This window comes from Jiangella mangrovi (genome assembly GCF_014204975.1).
GTDB lineage: Bacteria > Actinomycetota > Actinomycetes > Jiangellales > Jiangellaceae > Jiangella > Jiangella mangrovi.
This window is the reverse complement of the sequence record NZ_JACHMM010000001.1, coordinates 3,340,946-3,357,821: the sequence shown is the minus strand read 5'-3', so window position 1 is coordinate 3,357,821 and position 16,876 is coordinate 3,340,946. Positions and strand designations below refer to the sequence as shown.

Here is a 16,876-nt window from a genome sequence, read left to right as displayed (position 1 = left end):
CTCACGAAGGGCAGCCGGTCATGGCCGACGTTCCAGCAGACCTGCGCTACCTCGAGGACCACCACTGGGTCACCGCGGTCGGACCCGCCACCGTCCGCATGGGGGTCACCGACTTCGCTCAGGAGTCCCTGGGCGACGTCGTCGAGATCGACCTGCCGGCGCCGGGCACGGGCACGACCGTCGGGCACGCCGTCGGCGAGATCGAATCGACCAAGAGCGTCAACGACCTCGTCGCGCCCGTCACCGGGACGGTGTCGGCCGTCAACACGGCGGTGTCCGATCGGCCCGAGCTGATCAACGCCGACCCCTACGGCGAGGGATGGCTCATCGAGATCGACACCGACCCGGAGTCCCTGCCCGGGCAGCTCGGCCGTCTGCTGAGCGCCGGCGACTACGCGCGCTTCACCGGCCAGTGAGGAGTCCCGCCATGACCAGCACCGCACCCGCCACCACGCCCACGCCCGCCGCCGGAGGTCCCCGCGTCCGCCGCCCGGGCCGCCTGTTCCGGACCGCCGTGCACCGCCTCACCTCGTTCGTCCTCCCGCCCGGCGGCACGCTCGCGCAGACGCTCACCGGTCCCCCGGCGGAGCGCCCGAACGCCGAGCAGCCCGCTTTGCGGCTGCACCTGAACGCGCCCATGCTCGACGTGCGCCCGCTCGGGCGGTGGCTTCCGTGATCGAGTTCATCGACGTCACCAAGTCCTACGACGGCGACGCGCCCGCCGTCGAGAACGTGAGTCTGCGCCTGCCGGCGCGGAGCATCACCGTCCTCGTCGGCTCGAGCGGCAGTGGGAAGACCACCCTCCTGCGGATGGTCAACCGCATGGTCGACCCGACCTCCGGGCGCGTCGAGATCGACGGCGAGGACGTCGCCGCCCGGCCGCCGGTCGCGCTGCGCCGCGGCATCGGCTACGTGCCGCAGCACTCCGGCCTCCTGCCGCACCGCCGCGTGATCGACAACATCGCGACGGTGCCGCTGCTGAACGGCGAACCGAAGGCTGCCGCCCACCGGCGCGCGAGCGAACTCATGGACGTCGTGGGCCTGGACGCGTCGCTCGCCGGCCGCTACCCGGCGCAGCTCTCCGGCGGCCAGCAGCAGCGCGTGGCGGTGGCGCGTGCCCTCGCGGGCGACCCGAACATCCTGCTGATGGACGAGCCCTTCGGAGCCGTCGACCCCATCGTCCGCGCCGAGTTGCAGCAGGAGACACTGCGCCTGCAGCACGAGTTGCGCAAGACCATCGTGTTCGTCACCCACGACATCGACGAGGCGTTCCTGCTCGGCGACGAGGTGGTGATCCTGCGCCGCGGAGGACGAGTCGCCCAGCGCGGCACGCCGGCGGACATCCTGGCCGACCCTGTCGACGCGTTCGTCGCCGCGTTCATCGGCAGCGACCGCGGCAGACGGCGGCTCACCATCAGCTCGCGCCGTCCGACCACCGGCGCGGACCGCGTCGTGGTCGACGCCGGCGGCTACCCCGTGGGAGTCATCGCCGCGCCGGCCGGGCAGTTGGCGGCCGGTGATCCGACGCCCCGGTCACGCGGCACCAGGATGGCCGGCTGATGTCCTGGCTGCTGGACAACCGGGCCCTCGTCCTCGACCTCACGCTCGAGCACGCGCGGCTCAGCGCCGTGCCGATCGTCGTCGCGTTGCTGGCCTCGATCCCGCTGGGGTGGCTCGCGCACCGCGTGCGGGTCGCCCGGCTGATCGTGCTGTCGTCGTTCAACCTCGTGTTCACGATCCCCTCCCTGGCGCTGTTCGTGCTGCTGCCGCTGTTGCTGGGCACCCGCATCCTCGATGACCTCAACGTCATGGTCGCGCTGTCGCTCTACGCCATCGCGATGATGCTGCGCGGCGCCGTCGACGGGTTCGACCACGTCTCGCCGGCCGTCCGGCGCTCGGCCACGGCCATGGGCTACTCACGCGCCGGCCTGTTCTGGACGGTGCAACTGCCGCTGGCCGGGCCCGTGCTGCTCGCGACCCTGCGGGTGGTGTCGGTCGGCACCGTCAGCCTGCTGAGCGTCGCCGCGCTGATCGGCAAGGGCGGACTCGGCTACCTGTTCACCAACGGCTTCCAGCGCGACCACCCGGCCGAGATCGTGGTGGGGATCGTCTTCGTCCTGCTCGTCGCGCTGGCCTTCGACCTGGTCCTGGTGCTCGCCGGACGAGCGTTGCTGCCGTGGGCCCGGCTGCCGAAGGAGGCGGGCGCACGATGACCTACGTCCTCGACGCCGTCCGCTACATCGTCGAGCCCCAGAACTGGGCCGGGCCCGACGGCATCGGCCTGCGGCTGGCACAGCACGCCCTGTACGTCGCGATCAGCGTCGCCGTCGCCGCAGTCGTCGCGGTGCCGCTCGGCGTCCTCATCGGCCACACGGGGCGCGGCCGGACCCTCGTCGTGGCGGTCACCGGTGCCGCCCGGGCGCTGCCCACCTTCGGCCTGCTGCTCTTCGTGGTCCTGCTGTCCGGGCTGCATCTCGCGCCCGTCATCGCGGTGCTGGTGATCCTGGCGGTCCCGCCGATCCTCGCCGCGACCTACGCCGGCGTCGGCGCCGTCGACCACGCCGCCGTCGACGGCGCCCGAGCGACCGGCTTCAGCGAGTGGCAGATCGCGCGACAGGTCGAGATCCCGTTGGCGCTGCCGCTGATCGTGGGCGGCGTCCGCTCGGCGACCCTGCAGACCATCGCCACGGCCACGATCGCCGGCTACGTCGCCCAGGGAGCGCTCGGCCGGTACCTGATCGAGGGACTCGCCCGCCACGAGTACGCCACCGCCGTCGTCGGGGCGCTGCTCGTCGGCGGCCTCGCGCTCGTCGCCGACGCCGGCCTCGCCGTCGTCCAAGCCGTCGCCGCCCCGAGTGGTGGCCGCCTCGCCCCTGGCACCCCTCTCCCGGAAGGAACGTGATCGGCGATGACACGCGTCCCTCGCCTCACCGCATCGCTGGTGGCCCTCGGGCTCGGCCTGGTCGCGGCCGGCTGCGCCGGCAACGACCCGCTCGCGGCCGGCGAGCCCGGCGAGGTCGACACGACCCTCACCATAGGCTCGCAGGGCTTCGCCGAGAGCGACATCCTGGCCTACGTCTACGGACTGGTGCTCGCCGATCACGGCTACGAGGTCGACTACCAGCTCGGCATCGGCGCACGCGAGATCTTCATCCCCGCCCTGCGCGACGGGTCCATCGACCTCATCGCGGACTACTCCGGCAACCTGCTGCGCGCCGCCGACCCCGACGCCACCGCCTCGACACCGGAGGACGTGAGCGCCGCGCTCCCCCAGGCCCTCGAGCCGCTCGGGCTCGCGGTGCTCGACGTGGCCCCGGCCGAGGACGCCGACGCCCTCGTCGTCACGGCCGAGTTCGCCGAACGCCATGGCCTGACGTCGATCGGGGACCTGGCGCCGATCGCCGGCGAGCTCACCATCGGGTCGAACACCGAGTTCGAGACCCGCTCGTACGGCCGGCCCGGCCTCGCCGACGTCTACGGCGTCGAGGGCTGGACGTTCCTGCCCATCGACGACTTCGGCGGACCGGCCACGCTCGACGCCCTGCGCACCGGGCGGATCCAGGTGGCCGACATCTTCACCACCAACCCCGCCCTCCAGGACGGCGACCTCGTCGTCCTCGACGACCCGGAACGACTCATCGCAGCGCAGAACATCGTCCCGCTCCTCAGCGAGGCGCTGCTGACCGACGACCTCGCGGGCGTCCTGAACCCGGTCTCCGCGCAGCTCACCACGGCCGACCTGACGGCGCTCAACGCCGTCGCCGCCGGCCCGGACAAGCCGTCGCCCGAGCACATCGCCCGCGACTGGCTGGTCGAGAACGACCTGCTCGAGCACTGAGCATCGGCACCAACCGCACGGAAAGGCACTCCCATGGTCTCCGTCCATCACCGCTACCAGAACATCGACGGCCGCCGGCTCTTCTACCGCGAGGCCGGACCCGCCGACGCGCCCACCGTCGTGCTGCTCCACGGCTTTCCCACCAGCTCGTTCATGTTCCGCGGCCTCATTCCCCTGCTGGCCGACCGGTACCACGTCGTCGCACCGGACCACCTCGGGTTCGGGCTGTCCGACGCACCGGGCGCGGACGAGTTCGGCTACACCTTCGACGCCCTGACCGACCTCACCGACGGGCTGCTCGACTCGATCGGCGTCGAGCGGTACGCGATGTACGTGCAGGACTACGGCGCGCCGATCGGCTGGCGGCTCGCGCTGCGGCACCCCGACCGGATCACGGCGATCATCAGCCAGAACGGCAACGCCTACGACGCCGGCTTCGTCGACGAGTTCTGGAAGCCGGTCTGGGCGTTCCACGCCGACCAGAACGACAGCACCGAACAGGCCATGCGCGGCGCCCTGACGCTCGATGCCACGAGATGGCAGTACCTCGAGGGTGTGCCCGACGAGTCGCTGGTCGACCCCGAGGCCCTGGCACCACGACTACTCGCTGCTGTCCCGTCCCGGGAACGACAGGGTCCAGCTCGCCCTCTTCCTCGACTACCGCACCAATCCCCCGCTCTACCCGGCAGTCCACAGCTACTTCCGTGAGTCACAGGTGCCGCTGCTCGCGGTGTGGGGCAAGGGCGATGAGATCTTCGCTCCTGCCGGTGCCACCGCCTTCCGCGACGACCTGCCCGACGCGCAGGTGCGGCTCATCGAGGGTGGCCATTTCCTCCTCGAGAGCGCCCTGGACGAGTCGGCCGGCATCATCCGGGCCTTTCTCGATGCGCACCTGCGCTGACGGCAAGGGAGTGTCTGACGGATCGACGCACCCTTCCTACCCGTTCGTGATCAGACGTCTTGATGGATGGTGGCCAGCTGTTGTCGATCATGGAGAAGTGCGGCTTCCGCGGCCCTCGAAACCCGCTCTTCTCCATGATCAACCGGGATCCGGGGCCGCGGACCCATTGATCCGTCAGACACGCCTTAGAGCTGTTGGGCGCGCCGGAAGCGGGCCGGGGTGACGCCCATGGCGGCCCGGAACGCCCGGGTGAAGGCGGACTCGGACCGGTAGCCGACCCGCATGGCCACAGCCGCCACCGTCAGGCCCGTGGAGTCGAGCAGGTCCGCGGCCGCCATGAGCCGCGCCTGCGTCAGGAACGCGCCGACGGTCATGCCGGTGCCGCGCGCGAACCGGCGCAGGAACGTCGCCCGAGACATCGCCGCCTCGCGGCTCAGCCGCTCGATGGACCAGTCGGCGGCGGGCTCGGCCAGGATCCGCTCGACGGCGGCCGCGACGGGTCCGTCTCCGGCCGCGGTCCAGAGCGTCGCGTCGGTGCTGGAGCTCCGCGCCGTCCGCAGCACCATGGCGAGGAGCGCCGTGCACAACCCCGAGAGGAAGGCCGCGGTGCCGGCACCCTCGCGCTGCGCCTCGCCGCGCATCAGCGCGCTCAGCATGTGCAGGACCTCGGCGCTCTCGGCCGACTGCCCGAAGGACACCTTGACCGGGTCGGGCAGGCTGCGGAACAGCAGGGCCCCGGCGCCGGCGCCGAACCGGTAGTGGCCGCAGAACAGGTCGATGACGCCGTCGCCGCCGGTGCTGCTGCGGGTCGTGACGAACGCGTCGCCGCCGGTCTCGGCCGTCCCCCGCAGCGGCTCCGGCCCGGGCGTGATGACGCGGTGCGGCGACCCGCTCGGGATGACGACGACGTCGCCCGGTCCGAGCTCGAGGACCACCGAGCCGACCTGGAGCCGGCAGGTGCCCTCGAGCAGGACGTGGAACGGCGCGCGCTGCTCGCCGTGCGCGGCGACGTCCATGCGCGTGGACGCGCCCAGCAGGCAGTGCTTGTCGAGGCTCGCCTCGAGCCGCGCCTGGCGGAGGAGATGGCTGACAGCATCCATGGGAGTGAGACTCTTGGGCTGGTTTCTGACACGGAGGAGCCTGTCCGTATCAACCCTAGCGCCGCACGCTGGAACCATGACCACCACGACCACCATCACCGCCGACGTCCTCGTCGTCGGCTTCGGCAAGGGCGGGAAGACCGCCGCGCACGCGCTCACCGACGCCGGGCGACGCGTCGTCCTCGTCGAGCAGTCCGAGAACATGTACGGCGGCACCTGCCCCAACGTCGGCTGCGTGCCAACCAAGATGCTGGTGCACTACTCGAACGCGAAGCGGCTCGAGGACGACGCGCAGGAGTTCTTCGCCGGCTCCGTCGCCGGGGTCCGCGCGCTGACCAGCGCCTTCCGGCGCGGCAACTTCGAGGCACTGGACGGCAAGGACACCGCGACCGTCATCACCGGCACCGCCCGGTTCGTCGATCCGCACACCGTCGCCGTCGGCGAGGGAGACGACGCCATCACCGTCACGGCGCAGACCGTGCTGATCAACACCGGCTCGGAGCCGATGGTCCCCGCGATCCCGGGCCTGGCCGAGAGCCCGCACCGGGTCAGCAGCACCGACCTCATCCAGCAGGACCGGCTGCCCGAGCGGCTGGTGGTCATCGGCGGTGGGTACCTCGGTCTGGAGTTCGCCTCGATCTACCGGCACTTCGGCGCCCAGGTGACCGTCCTGGAGTCCGCCGACCGCCTGCTCGGGCGCGAGGACGAGGACGTCGCCCAGGTCGTGACGGACATCCTGCAGGGCGACGGCATCCAGATCGTCACCGGCGCGACCGTCGTCGCCGTCCGCGACGAGGGCGCCGCCACCACCGTCGTCTACGAGAAGCACGGCCAGACCCTCAGCGTCGAGGCCGACGCCGTGCTGCCCGCCACCGGCCGCCGGCCCGCGACCGCGGGGCTGAACCTCGAGGCCGCCGGCGTGCACACCACCCCGCGCGGCGCCATCGAGGTCGACGAGCACCTGCGCACCAGCCAGTCGCACGTCTTCGCCCTCGGCGACGTCAACGGCGGACCGCAGTTCACCTACATCTCCCTCGACGACGCACGCATCGTGCTCGACCAGCTGCTCGGCGAGGGGAAGCGGTCGACGGCGGACCGGGTCGCCGTCCCCCGCACGCTGTTCATGAGCCCGCCGCTGGCCACCGTCGGACTCACCGAGACCCAGGCACGCGAGCAGGGCCGGAACATCGTCGTGTCGCGCGAGAACGTCGCCGACATCGTCGCGATGCCGCGCGCCTACACCGTCGAGGAGACCCGCGGCGTCATGAAGTTCGTCGTCGACGCCGACACCGACCTCGTGCTGGGCGCCGCGCTGCTCTCCATCGACGCGCAGGAGATCGTCAACACCGTCGCCCTCGCCATGCGCCACGACGTGACGGCGACGGAGCTGCGCACCTCGATCTACACCCACCCGAGCTCGACTGAGGCGCTCAACGAGGTCTTCGACAAGGTCGTCCGCTCGTCAGAGTGAGACGTGCCGGTTGACGTCCTTGTAGAGGAGATAGCGGAACGGCCCGGGCCCACCGGCGTAACAGGCCTGTGGGCAGAAGGCGCGCAGCCACATGAAGTCGCCGGCCTCGACCTCGACCCAGTCCTCGTTGAGCAGGTAGACCGCCTTGCCCTCCAGGACGTAGAGGCCGTGTTCCATCACGTGCGTCTCCGGGAACGGGATCGAGGCGCCGGGCCGGAAGTTCACGATGTTGACGTGCATGTCGTGGCGCAGGTCGGCGACGTCCACGAAGCGGGTCGTCGACCACGCGCCGCCGGTTCCGGGCATGTCGGCGGGGGTGACGTCCTGCTCGCGGGTCACGAAGGCGGGCGGAACGTCGAGGCCGTCGACGCGTTGGTAGGCCTTGCGGATCCAGTGGAACGTCGCGGTCGCCGACGTCTCGTTCGCGAGGGTCCAGCGGGTGCCGGGCGGAAGGAAGGCGTACGAGCCCGGCCGCAGCACGTGCGCGACGCCGTCGACGGTGAGGGTGGGCGACCCGTCGACCACGAACAGGACGCCCTCCGCCTCCGGGTCGGGCTCGGGGTGTTCGGAGCCGCCCCCGGACGACACCTCGACGACGTACTGGCTGAACGTCTCGGCGAAGCCCGACAGCGGCCTGGCCAGCACCCACAGCCGTGTGTTCGCCCACCCGGGCAGGAAGGATGCGGTGATGTCGCTGAGCGTGCGGGCCGGGATGACGGCGTACGCCTCGGTGAACCTCGCGCGGTCCGTGGTCAGGGCGGTCTGCGGCGGCAGTCCGCCGCGCGGCACGTAGTAGTCGTTCATCGCTCCCCCCTTCGAAGCAGCGTCCCGGCCGGCGCGTCACCGACGGGCCGGCCGCGCAGCCACGTCTCGCGGACCACCCCCGACAGCCGGCGCCCGGCGTAGGCCGAGACCGGGTTGCGGTGGTGCAGCGTCGCGACGTCGACGACGAACTCCTCGTCGGGCGCGAACCGCACGAGGTCCGCGTCGGCACCTGCCTCGATGCGGCCCTTGTGGCGCAGGCCGATCCGGTCCGCCGGCGCGGTGGCCATCCACCGCACCACGTCGGCCGGCGAGTGGCCCCGGGCCCGGGCGGCCGTCCACACCGCGGGCAGCCCGAGCTGGACCGACGCGATCCCGCCCCACGCCGCGCCGAAGTCGCCGCCGCCGCGCGCCTTGAGCTCCGCGGTGCATGGCGAGTGGTCGGAGACGACGAAGTCGAGGTCACCCGCGGCCAGCGCGGCCCAGAGCGCCCCACGATTGGCGGCGCCGCGGATCGGCGGGCAGCACTTGAGCTCGGTGGCGCCGTCGGCGATGTGCTCGGCGTCGAAGGTCAGGTAGTGCGGGCACGTCTCGACGCTCACGTCGACGCCGGCCGCGCGGGCGTCGCGCAGGGCCGGCACCGCCCCGGCAGCGCTGAGGTGGACGATGTGGGCGCGGGCGCCCGTGGCACGGGCCTGGGCGATGACCAGGTCGATGGCGGCCTTCTCGGCCTCCTCGGGGCGGGAGGCGAGGAAGCCGGCGTAGTGGACGCCGTCGAGCGCGGTCTCGTCGAGCAGCCGGCCGTCCTCGGCGTGGACGATCATCAGCGCACCCAGGCCGGCGCAGTCGCGCATCGCCGGCGCGAACTCCTCGGGCTCGAGGTGACCGAACTCGTCGACCCCTGAGTCGAGCAGGAAGCACTTGAAGCCGAACACCCCGGCACGGTGCAGCGGCTCCAGATCGGGCCGGTTGCCCGGCACGGCGCCGCCCCAGAAGCCCACGTCGACCCAGACCCGTCCCTCGGCCGTGCGCCGCTTGAGCTCCAGGGCGTCGACGGTGGTGGTGGGCGGGACGGAGTTCAGCGGCATGTCGACGATCGTGGTGACGCCGCCCGCGGCGGCCGCACGGGTCGCCGTCGCGAACCCCTCCCACTCGGACCGGCCCGGCTCGTTGACGTGCACGTGGGTGTCGACCAGGCCGGGCAGCAGCACCTCGTCGTCCTCGAGCGTGACCGTCCGGGCGGCCGGTGGCGCGTCGTCGTAGGCCGTGACGACGGCGATCCGCCCGCCCGCGATGCCCACGGCGGCGGGCGCCTCGGCGCCGTCGACGACGGCCCGCCGGGCGCGGACGACGAGGTCGAGGTCAGCTGCCACGGTAGGTCGTGTAGCCGTAGGGGCTGAGCAGCAGCGGCACGTGGTAGTGCGCGTCGGCGTCGGCCACGGTAAAGACGACGACCACCTCCGGGTAGAAGGGGGTCGCCGTGGCGAAGCGCAGCACGTAGTCGCCGGGGTCCAGCCGGTCCGGGCCGAGCGCGGCGACGCGGCCGTCGGCGTTCGTCACCCCGTCGCCGAGCGGGTCGCCGGCACGGGTCTCGAGCGTGACCCGGAGGCCCGCGGCCGGCCGCCCGGAGGCGGTGTCGAGGACATGGGTGGACAGGGTGCTCACAACGACGCCTCCAGTCGCAGCAGTGCGATCTCGCGCAGGTTGCCGACGGCCTCGGCCCGCTCGGCGACGTCGTCGTTGCGCAGCCTCCGGTCGAGCTCGCCGAGGATCTCCTCGGCGTCGCGGCCGGCCGCCCGGATCAGGAACACCCGGCCGAACCGCTCCTCGTACGCCGCGTTCCCGGCGGCCAGGCGCTCGGCGGTGTCACCGGCGGCCGGGTCGACGCCGGCCTGCTCGCGCCGCGACCGCTCGCCGCCGCGCTCGCCGATCCGCGGGTGGGACGCCAGCGCCTGATCGAGCTCCTCGTCGGTGAGCTCACGGGCGGCAGCATCGGCGGCGCGCAGCAGCGCCGGCCGGTCGGCGTACGGCTGGCCGGCCAGCACGTCGTCGGCCCAGCGCGGCACGGACAGGCAGCCGAGCAGCGTGTCTCGCGTCGTCGTCACGCCGGTCATCAGCAGAATCCCGGGACGGCCAGCCAGGCGTCGTCGGCGGGTGGAGCGTCGTCGCGGGTCACCTGCGCCTCAATCAGCCCGTACGGCCGGTCCGCGGCGACGAACACCTCGCCGTCGTTGCTGAGCCCGTCGACCTGGAAGTCACTGAAGTCGACCAGGAAGTGGTGCACGTTGGGTGCGGAGAACCTGATCTCGGCGAGCCCCGGCTGCGCGTCGAGCACGGCGCTCCCCATGGCGTACAGCATCTCCTGCAGGGCGCGCGTGTAGGTGCCGGCGAAGGTCCGCAGCAGTGTCGCGGTCACGGCCTCGTGCGAGGCGTTCCAGTCGACGCCGTCCACGGACGCGTGCCGCCACCGCGCCACCAGGGAGGTGGCGAGGACGCGGTCGTCGGTCTCGGGCAGCGTCGTGAACTCGTCCTTCAGGAAGCCCTTGAACTCGGAGTCCGTCGAGTTGAGCAGCACGAGGTCCGTGATGCCCGACACCACGTGCGTGCCGTCGTGCCCGACGGTCACCACGGCCGTGCGGACGCTGCCGCCGCGGCGGACGAACGAGTGGTCGCCGATGCGGTCCCAGCCGTACTCCTCGACCCGGACCTGCGCCGTCTCGGCGGCGGGACACGCCTCGAGCAGCCTGGCGCCCAGCGCGAGCGCGTAGTCCTCGGGCGAGCCGACGCCGTGCAGCTTCGCGTAGGCGAACGCGGTGTTCTTCTGCGTGTCCGTCGGCAGCACCGCGGTCTGGTCGCCGGTGACGTGCGCCGCGGCGAAGTCGCCCCGCAGTGACGTCGACACGTTCAGGTCGCGGATCTCGTGCCGCGGCGTGTCCCGGACGACGCGGACGACGCGGCACTCCGCCTTGCCGTACTGGTTGGCTCCGAGCGTGTGGGCCATCGGCTACTCCTGGAATCTCGGGTCGGCCTGTCTCGGGTCGGCCAGCGCGTGGAGGTCGGCCGTCCCGAGGCCCGTGCCGTCGGCGACCTCGGCCTCGTCGACGGCGCCGCAGTCGACAGCGCGCAGCAGGAACGCCGCCAGCGCCCGGGCGGTCGCCGGCTCGTCGGCGATGCCGCTCATGGTGTGGCGCGTGTAGTCCGCCAGCCGGGCCGTCGCGCGGCTCAGCCCCTGCCGGTAGAAGGCGTAGGTCGCGGCGTACCTCGTCGGCAGCTGCCCCGGGTGCAGGTCCCAGCCCTGGTAGAAGCCACGCTCCAGCGAGCGGCGGACCAGGCGGTGGTGGGCGGCCCAGGCCGCGGCGACGTCGGCGGCGCCGCCGACCGGCAGCACGTTGGTGGAGCCGTCGGACAGGCGCACGCCGGTGCCGGCAGCGGCGACCTGCATGACCAGCTTCGCGTGGTCGGCCACCGGATGCTCCAGCGACTGCTGCTCGGCGGCGATCCCACAGAAGGCCGAGTAGTCGTAGGTGCCGTAGTGCAGCCCCGTCAGCCGGCTCCCGGCGGCCTGGACCATGCGCGCGACCAGTGCGGTCCCGTCGGGCCCGAGGATCGACTGCGGCGTCTCGATCTGCACCTCGAACCGCAGCGCACCCCGTCCGAGACCCAGCCCGGTCTCGAGCACGTCGCAGGCATGGACCATCGCCTCGACCTGGTCGACGCTCGTCACCTTGGGCAGGGTGACGACCCAGTGGCCGAGGTCCGCACCGGCCGCGGCCAGCGTGGCGACGTACGACGTGAGCGTCCTGATGCTCCGCGCCCGAGTGAGCGCTTCGAGACTCTTGATCCGGATGCCGCCGAACGGCGCCGCCTCGCCCTTCTCGCCGCTCTCGACGAGCGCCGTGGCGGAGCGGACGACGTCGGCGTCCTCGTCGGTGTCGGACCTGCCGACGTACCCGTCCTCGAAGTCGACGCGCAGGTCCTCGACCGGTTCGGCGGCGAGCTTGGCCCGCACGCGCGCCACCAGGTCGGGGTCGCCGACGATCGCCGCGAACCGGACCGCGTGCTCGTCCAGCAGGTCCAGGGCCGCGGCGCCGTAGGCCGGGACGAGCCCGGCGGTGTGGCGGTCGGCCGGGACGTACACCGTGTGGACGGGCTGGCGCCCCGGCCGCTCCCCGGGATACGCCCTGGCCAGCGCCGCGTCCGCCGCCGCCAGCCGCGCGTCGAGGTCACCGAGCAGTGACGCCGCCAGGCCCGCCTCACCCTCCGGCATGGGCGTTCTCCCGATCGATCGAGGCCAGCAGCGCGGCCGCCGCCGACACCGCGATGGCGGCCGGGTCCTTGCTGGCGGACAGCCCCGGGAGCCCGATGGGCGTCTGCACCCGGTCCACGACGCCGACGGGCAGCGACTCGAGCAGCCGCGACCGGAACCGGGTCCATTTCGCCGACGACCCGATGAGCCCGATCGCGCCGAGGTGGTCGCAGCGCAGCGCGGCATCGACGATCGCGTAGTCCTCGGCGTGGTCGTGCGTCAGCACCAGCACGCGGGCGCCGGGCGGCAGCTCGGCCAGGACCAGTTCGGGGATCACCGGGATGTGGTGGACGTGCACGTTCGCGACCGCGTCGGCCAGCGGGGCGAGGGCGACGTCGGACAGCGACTCCTCGCGCGAGTCGACCAGGTGCAACTCGAGGTCGTGCCGGGCCAGGATCCGGGCCAGCTCCAGGCCGACGTGGCCCACCCCGAAGATCGCGACGGCGGGCACGACGGGCAGCGGCTCCAGCAGCACCGTCACCTCACCGCCGCAGCACTGGACGCCGTGCTGCCCGGGCGCCTTGTCCGACAGGCTCACCGTGTAGGTCTCGGGCACGACGGCGCCGGCCGACAGTTGCGTCCGCGCTCGGGTGACGGCGTCGGCCTCCAGGTTGCCGCCGCCGATGGACGCCCAGGTCGAGGTCGCCGAGACGACCATCTTGGCGCCGGCCTCCCTCGGCGCGTGCCCGCGCACGTCGGTGAGAGTCACCAGCACCCCGCGCTGTCGCGCGGCCCGCAGCGCCGTCACCCCCGCGATCCACGTCGTCATGACGCACCCCTGGCGGCGGTGAGTGCCCAGTAGACCGCCTCCGGCGTGGCCGGCGAGGCGAGCTCGACCGAGAACCCGGCCGGCCCGAACGCCCCGCACGCGTCGCGCAACGCCTCGCGCACGCTGAGCGCCAGCATCAGCGGCGGCTCGCCCACCGCCTTCGACCCGTAGACGACGCCGTCCTCGTGCGCATGGTCCAGGAGGACGACGTGGAACTGCTCGGGGAGCTCGGAGAACGACGGCAGCTTGTAGGTCGAGGCCGCCTGCGTGGTGAGCCGGCCGCGGCCCGGCCCGTCGGACTCGTCCCAGCGCAGGTCCTCGAGGGTCAGCCAGCCGGCGCCCTGCACGAAGCCGCCCTCGATCTGCCCGAGGTCGACCAGCGGCGACAGGCTGTCGCCGACGTCGTGGACGATGTCGACCCGCCGCGTGGTGTACGCGCCGGTGAACCCGTCGACCTCGACCTCGGTCACCGCGGCGCCGTAGGCGAAGTACTTGAACGGGTGACCGGTCATCGTCGCGGCGTCCCAGCTCAGCCCCTCGGTCTTGTAGAAGCCGGCCGCCCAGAGCTGGACCCGCTCGCGATAGGCCGCAGCGACCAGTTCCTCCCACGACGGCTCGCCCAACGCCTCGCGGACCGGTGCCAGCCGGGCCAGGATCTGCTCGCAGGCGTCCTTGACGGCGCCGCCGTTGAGGTCGGCGCTCGCGGACGCCGCAGTGGCGGACGTGTTGGGCACCTTGTCGGTGCGCGTCGGCGCCAGCCGGACCCTGGCCAGCGGGACCCGCAACGCCGTCGCCGCCACCTGCAGCATCTTGGTGTGCAGGCCCTGGCCCATCTCGGTGCCGCCGTGGGTGACCAGCACCGAGCCGTCCTTGTAGACGTGCACCAGAGCGCCGCCCTGGTTGAACGCCGTCAGGTTGAACGAGATTCCGAACTTCACCGGCGTGACGGCGATGCCGCGCTTGCGGTGGGGCTCACGTGCGTTCCACCCGTCGATCTCTGCGCGCCGGGCCGCCAGCGACGAGGTGCGGGTGACCTGCTCCCAGGCCGCCACCAGCCGCCCCGGGTGCCGGACCGGCTGGCCGTACGGCGTGGTCTGTCCCTCGACGTAGAAGTTGCGGCGTCGCAGCTCGGCGGGGTCGATCCCCAGCGCGGGCGCACACCGTCCGATGACGTCCTCGATCACGAGCATCCCCTGCGGCCCGCCGAAGCCGCGGAACGCCGTCTGCGAGGTCTTGTGGGTCCGCGCGATCCGCCCGTGCACGGTGATGTCGGGGATCCAGTACGCGTTGTCGACGTGGCACAGCGCCCGCGACAGCACCGGCTCGGACAGGTCGAGGCTCCACCCGCCGTCGGACGTGAGCGTCGCCTCGAGCCCCGTGAACAGCCCGTCGGCGTCGAACCCGGCCCTCCACGTCGCGTGGAAGCCGTGCCGCTTGCCGGTCATCGTCATGTCCTGCGCACGAGTCAGCCGCACCCGCACGGGCCGGCCGGTGAGCGTCGCGCCCAGTGCCGCCACGGCGGCCAGCCCGTGCGGCTGCATCTCCTTGCCGCCGAAGCCGCCGCCCATGCGCAGGCACTGCACCGTGACGGCGTGGCTCGGCACGCCGAGCACGTGCGCGACGATCTCCTGCGTCTCGGTCGGATGCTGGGTGCTCGACTGGACGAAGACCTGGCCGTTCTCGTCGACCAGCGCCAGCGAGCAGTGCGTCTCGAGGTAGAAGTGCTCCTGCCCCGCGAACGACGTCACGCCCTCGAAGACGCGGGCCGCTCGCGCCAGCCCGGCCGCGGAGTCGCCGCGGGCGAGGGTCGGGCGCGCGCCCTGGAAGCTCTCCGCCCCGATCGCCTCCTCGACGGTGAGCAGTGCGGGCAGCTCGGCGTAGGTCACCGCGACCGCCGCGGCACCCCGTCGTGCGGCCTCGAGGGACTCGCCGAGCACCCAGCACACCGCGTGGCCGTGGTACATGACCTCGGACGGGAACAGCGGCTCGTCGTGCTTGACGCCGGCGTCGTTGGTGCCGGGGACGTCCGCGGCGGTGAGCACGCGGACGACGCCGGGCACGTCGTACGCGGCGGCGACGTCGAGGCTCGTGATGATCGCGTGCGCGTGCGGCGCCTGCACCGGGTGCGCGTGCAGCACGTGGCTGGTGCGGCCGACCAGGTCGTCGGTGTAGAGCGCCTGGCCGGTGACGTGCAGGGCCGCGCTCTCGTGGTGCAGCGGCGTCCCGACGACGGCGTCGTCCGGCCGCCGGCTGAGCGGGCTGTGTGGGCTGCCCACGGGGCGGGCGATGGTCGTCATGGCGTCGCCTCCGCGTACAGCTTGCGCAGCGACTGACCGAGCATCGCCGACCGGTACGCCGCGCTGGCCCGCTGGTCCGAGATCGGCGTCCCCTCGGCCGCCAGCACCGCCGCGGCCGCGTCGACGGTCTCGGCCGACCACGGGCGCCCTTCCAGCGCCGCCTCGGTCGCGAGCGCCCTGATCGGTGTCGCGGCCACTCCGCCGAGCCCGATCCGCGCCCGCCGGACCACGCCGTCGGCGAGGTCGAGGGCGTACCCGACCGCCACCGAGGAGATGTCGTCGAAAGGCCGTTTGGCGATCTTGTGGAACGCCGTCAGCGCACTCACCGGCCGGGGCACGACGACCTCGGTGATCAGCTCGTCCGGACGGCGCCGCGACTGCCGGTAGCCGGTGAAGTATTCCGCCAGCGGCAGCGTCCGCGTCCCCTCGGCCGAGGCCAGCACCACGGCGGCGTCCAGGGCGAGCAGCGCGGGCGGTCCGTCGCCGATCGGCGAGCCGGTGCCGAGATTGCCGCCGAGCGTGGCGCTGTTGCGGATCAGCCTGCTACCGAACTGCGCGGTCATCGCGGTGACCAGCGGGAGCCGCCCGGCCAGACGCCGCTCGATCTCCGTCAGGGTCAGCGCCGCGCCGAGGCGCACCTCGGCATCGGTCACCGAGAAGCCCCGCAGCTCCGGCAGCCGGTCGACCGCGATCAGCAGCCCGGCACGACGGCCGCGCAGGTTCACCTCGACGCCCCAGTCCGTGCTGCCCGCGACGATCACGGCGTCCGCGTGATCGCGCAGCAGGCGAAGCGCCTCGGTCAGGCTCGCGGGCCGGAGGTAGGCCGCCTCGTCGGCCTCGAGACTCGTGGCCGCCGCCGACGGCGCGGGCGTCGCACGCCGTTGCCCGATGAGGTCGTCGGACGCCGGGAAGCCGAGCGCGAAGGCGGCGTCCTTGATCGGCCGGTAGCCCGTGCAGCGGCACAGGTTGCCACTGATCGCATGCAGGTCGAAGCCGTTCGCGCCGTGGTACCGGTCGTGCGGACCGCCGTTGCCCGCCGGCGACCGGTCGGCCCGGTAGTACTCCGCCCCCATGGAGCAGACGAAGCCGGGGGTGCAGTACCCGCACTGCGAGCCGCCGCGCACCGCCATCTCGTGCTGGACGGGGTGCAGCGCATCCGGCGTACCGAGGCCTTCGGAGGTGACGACCTCCTGGCCGTCCAGCGCCGCCGCGGGCGGCAGACAGGAGTTGATCGCCGTCCACTCGGCGGTCCCCGAGCCGTCGGCGGCGGGCCGGGCGACCATCACCGCACAGGCGCCGCACTCGCCCTCGGCGCACCCCTCCTTGGCGCCGGTCAACCCGCAGGCGCGGAGGAAGTCGAGGGCGTTGGTGTGTGGCGCGACACCGGTCAGGTCACGCGGCCGGCCGTTGACCACGATCTCGGCCATGCGGT

Annotated in this window: 19 protein-coding genes; 9 read left to right on the top strand and 10 right to left on the bottom strand. The window is 72.9% G+C overall.

Features of this window, described 5'->3' with window-relative positions; translation table 11 throughout:
- The first annotated feature begins 20 nt into the window (after positions 1–20).
- The 8 genes from gcvH to HD601_RS33115 are packed head-to-tail and all read left to right on the top strand — an operon-like array spanning position 21 to position 4,739.
- Positions 21–416: a glycine cleavage system protein GcvH gene (gene gcvH, locus HD601_RS15540; protein WP_184823274.1), complete on the top strand. Its 396-nt coding sequence runs from the start codon at positions 21–23 to the stop codon at positions 414–416.
- Positions 417–427: 11 nt separating this feature from the next.
- Entirely contained in the window at positions 428–676 is a 249-nt protein-coding gene (locus HD601_RS15535) for a hypothetical protein (RefSeq protein WP_184823273.1), read from the top strand.
- Positions 673–1,560 carry an ATP-binding cassette domain-containing protein gene (locus tag HD601_RS15530; RefSeq protein ID WP_184823271.1) on the top strand — a complete coding sequence of 296 codons (888 nt, stop codon included), beginning with the start codon at positions 673–675 and terminating at the stop codon, positions 1,558–1,560. Before HD601_RS15535 ends, HD601_RS15530 begins: the two co-directional genes overlap by 4 nt.
- Positions 1,560–2,213 (top strand): ABC transporter permease, encoded by a 654-nt coding sequence (locus HD601_RS15525; RefSeq protein WP_184823269.1) that lies wholly within the window; start codon positions 1,560–1,562, stop codon positions 2,211–2,213. Before HD601_RS15530 ends, HD601_RS15525 begins: the two co-directional genes overlap by 1 nt.
- Positions 2,210–2,902 carry an ABC transporter permease gene (locus tag HD601_RS15520; RefSeq protein WP_184823268.1) on the top strand — a complete coding sequence of 231 codons (693 nt, stop codon included), beginning with the start codon at positions 2,210–2,212 and terminating at the stop codon, positions 2,900–2,902. Before HD601_RS15525 ends, HD601_RS15520 begins: the two co-directional genes overlap by 4 nt.
- 6 nt (positions 2,903–2,908) lie before the next feature.
- The gene (locus HD601_RS15515) at positions 2,909–3,838 is read left to right on the top strand and encodes an ABC transporter substrate-binding protein (protein WP_184823266.1); all 930 of its coding nucleotides are present in this window, start codon (positions 2,909–2,911) and stop codon (positions 3,836–3,838) included.
- Between the two features lie 33 nt (positions 3,839–3,871).
- Positions 3,872–4,546 (top strand): alpha/beta fold hydrolase, encoded by a 675-nt coding sequence (locus HD601_RS15510; protein ID WP_221441015.1) that lies wholly within the window; start codon positions 3,872–3,874, stop codon positions 4,544–4,546.
- Positions 4,547–4,553: 7 nt separating this feature from the next.
- Positions 4,554–4,739: an alpha/beta fold hydrolase gene (locus tag HD601_RS33115; protein WP_221441014.1), complete on the top strand. Its 186-nt coding sequence runs from the start codon at positions 4,554–4,556 to the stop codon at positions 4,737–4,739.
- A gap of 185 nt (positions 4,740–4,924) precedes the next feature.
- Here the strand turns inward: HD601_RS33115 and HD601_RS15505 are convergent, their stop codons facing one another.
- Positions 4,925–5,839: an AraC family transcriptional regulator gene (locus HD601_RS15505; RefSeq protein WP_184823264.1), complete on the bottom strand. Its 915-nt coding sequence runs from the start codon at positions 5,837–5,839 to the stop codon at positions 4,925–4,927.
- A gap of 76 nt (positions 5,840–5,915) precedes the next feature.
- Between HD601_RS15505 and HD601_RS15500 the strand changes: the two genes are divergently transcribed.
- Complete coding sequence (locus HD601_RS15500) at positions 5,916–7,310, top strand: dihydrolipoyl dehydrogenase family protein (protein ID WP_184823262.1); 1,395 nt, start codon at positions 5,916–5,918, stop codon at positions 7,308–7,310.
- Here the strand turns inward: HD601_RS15500 and HD601_RS15495 are convergent.
- Genes HD601_RS15495 through HD601_RS15455 form a run of 9 tightly spaced genes read right to left on the bottom strand, consistent with a single transcriptional unit; the run spans position 7,302 to position 16,871 of the window.
- Entirely contained in the window at positions 7,302–8,114 is an 813-nt protein-coding gene (locus tag HD601_RS15495; protein WP_184823260.1) for a bifunctional allantoicase/(S)-ureidoglycine aminohydrolase, read from the bottom strand. The two genes, HD601_RS15500 and HD601_RS15495, sit on opposite strands and share 9 nt — an antisense overlap.
- Entirely contained in the window at positions 8,111–9,445 is a 1,335-nt protein-coding gene (gene allB, locus HD601_RS15490; RefSeq protein WP_184823258.1) for an allantoinase AllB, read from the bottom strand. Before allB ends, HD601_RS15495 begins: the two co-directional genes overlap by 4 nt.
- Positions 9,435–9,737 carry a hydroxyisourate hydrolase gene (gene uraH, locus HD601_RS15485; protein ID WP_184823256.1) on the bottom strand — a complete coding sequence of 101 codons (303 nt, stop codon included), beginning with the start codon at positions 9,735–9,737 and terminating at the stop codon, positions 9,435–9,437. Before uraH ends, allB begins: the two co-directional genes overlap by 11 nt.
- Positions 9,734–10,177, bottom strand: coding sequence for a 2-oxo-4-hydroxy-4-carboxy-5-ureidoimidazoline decarboxylase (gene uraD, locus HD601_RS15480; RefSeq protein WP_221441013.1), 444 nt, complete (start codon positions 10,175–10,177; stop codon positions 9,734–9,736). The genes uraH and uraD overlap by 4 nt, the downstream gene beginning before the upstream one ends.
- Before the next feature lie 8 nt (positions 10,178–10,185).
- On the bottom strand, positions 10,186–11,073 hold the full coding sequence (pucL, locus tag HD601_RS15475) for a factor-independent urate hydroxylase (RefSeq protein ID WP_184823252.1): 888 nt from the start codon (positions 11,071–11,073) through the stop codon (positions 10,186–10,188).
- A gap of 3 nt (positions 11,074–11,076) precedes the next feature.
- Entirely contained in the window at positions 11,077–12,339 is a 1,263-nt protein-coding gene (locus HD601_RS15470; RefSeq protein WP_184823250.1) for a DUF6986 family protein, read from the bottom strand.
- Positions 12,326–13,147 (bottom strand): xanthine dehydrogenase accessory protein XdhC, encoded by an 822-nt coding sequence (gene xdhC, locus HD601_RS15465; protein ID WP_184823248.1) that lies wholly within the window; start codon positions 13,145–13,147, stop codon positions 12,326–12,328. Before xdhC ends, HD601_RS15470 begins: the two co-directional genes overlap by 14 nt.
- Positions 13,144–15,444 carry a xanthine dehydrogenase molybdopterin binding subunit gene (locus tag HD601_RS15460; protein WP_184823246.1) on the bottom strand — a complete coding sequence of 767 codons (2,301 nt, stop codon included), beginning with the start codon at positions 15,442–15,444 and terminating at the stop codon, positions 13,144–13,146. The genes xdhC and HD601_RS15460 overlap by 4 nt, the downstream gene beginning before the upstream one ends.
- The gene (locus HD601_RS15455; RefSeq protein WP_184823244.1) at positions 15,441–16,871 is read right to left on the bottom strand and encodes a xanthine dehydrogenase small subunit; all 1,431 of its coding nucleotides are present in this window, start codon (positions 16,869–16,871) and stop codon (positions 15,441–15,443) included. Before HD601_RS15455 ends, HD601_RS15460 begins: the two co-directional genes overlap by 4 nt.
- Positions 16,872–16,876: the final 5 nt, after the last annotated feature.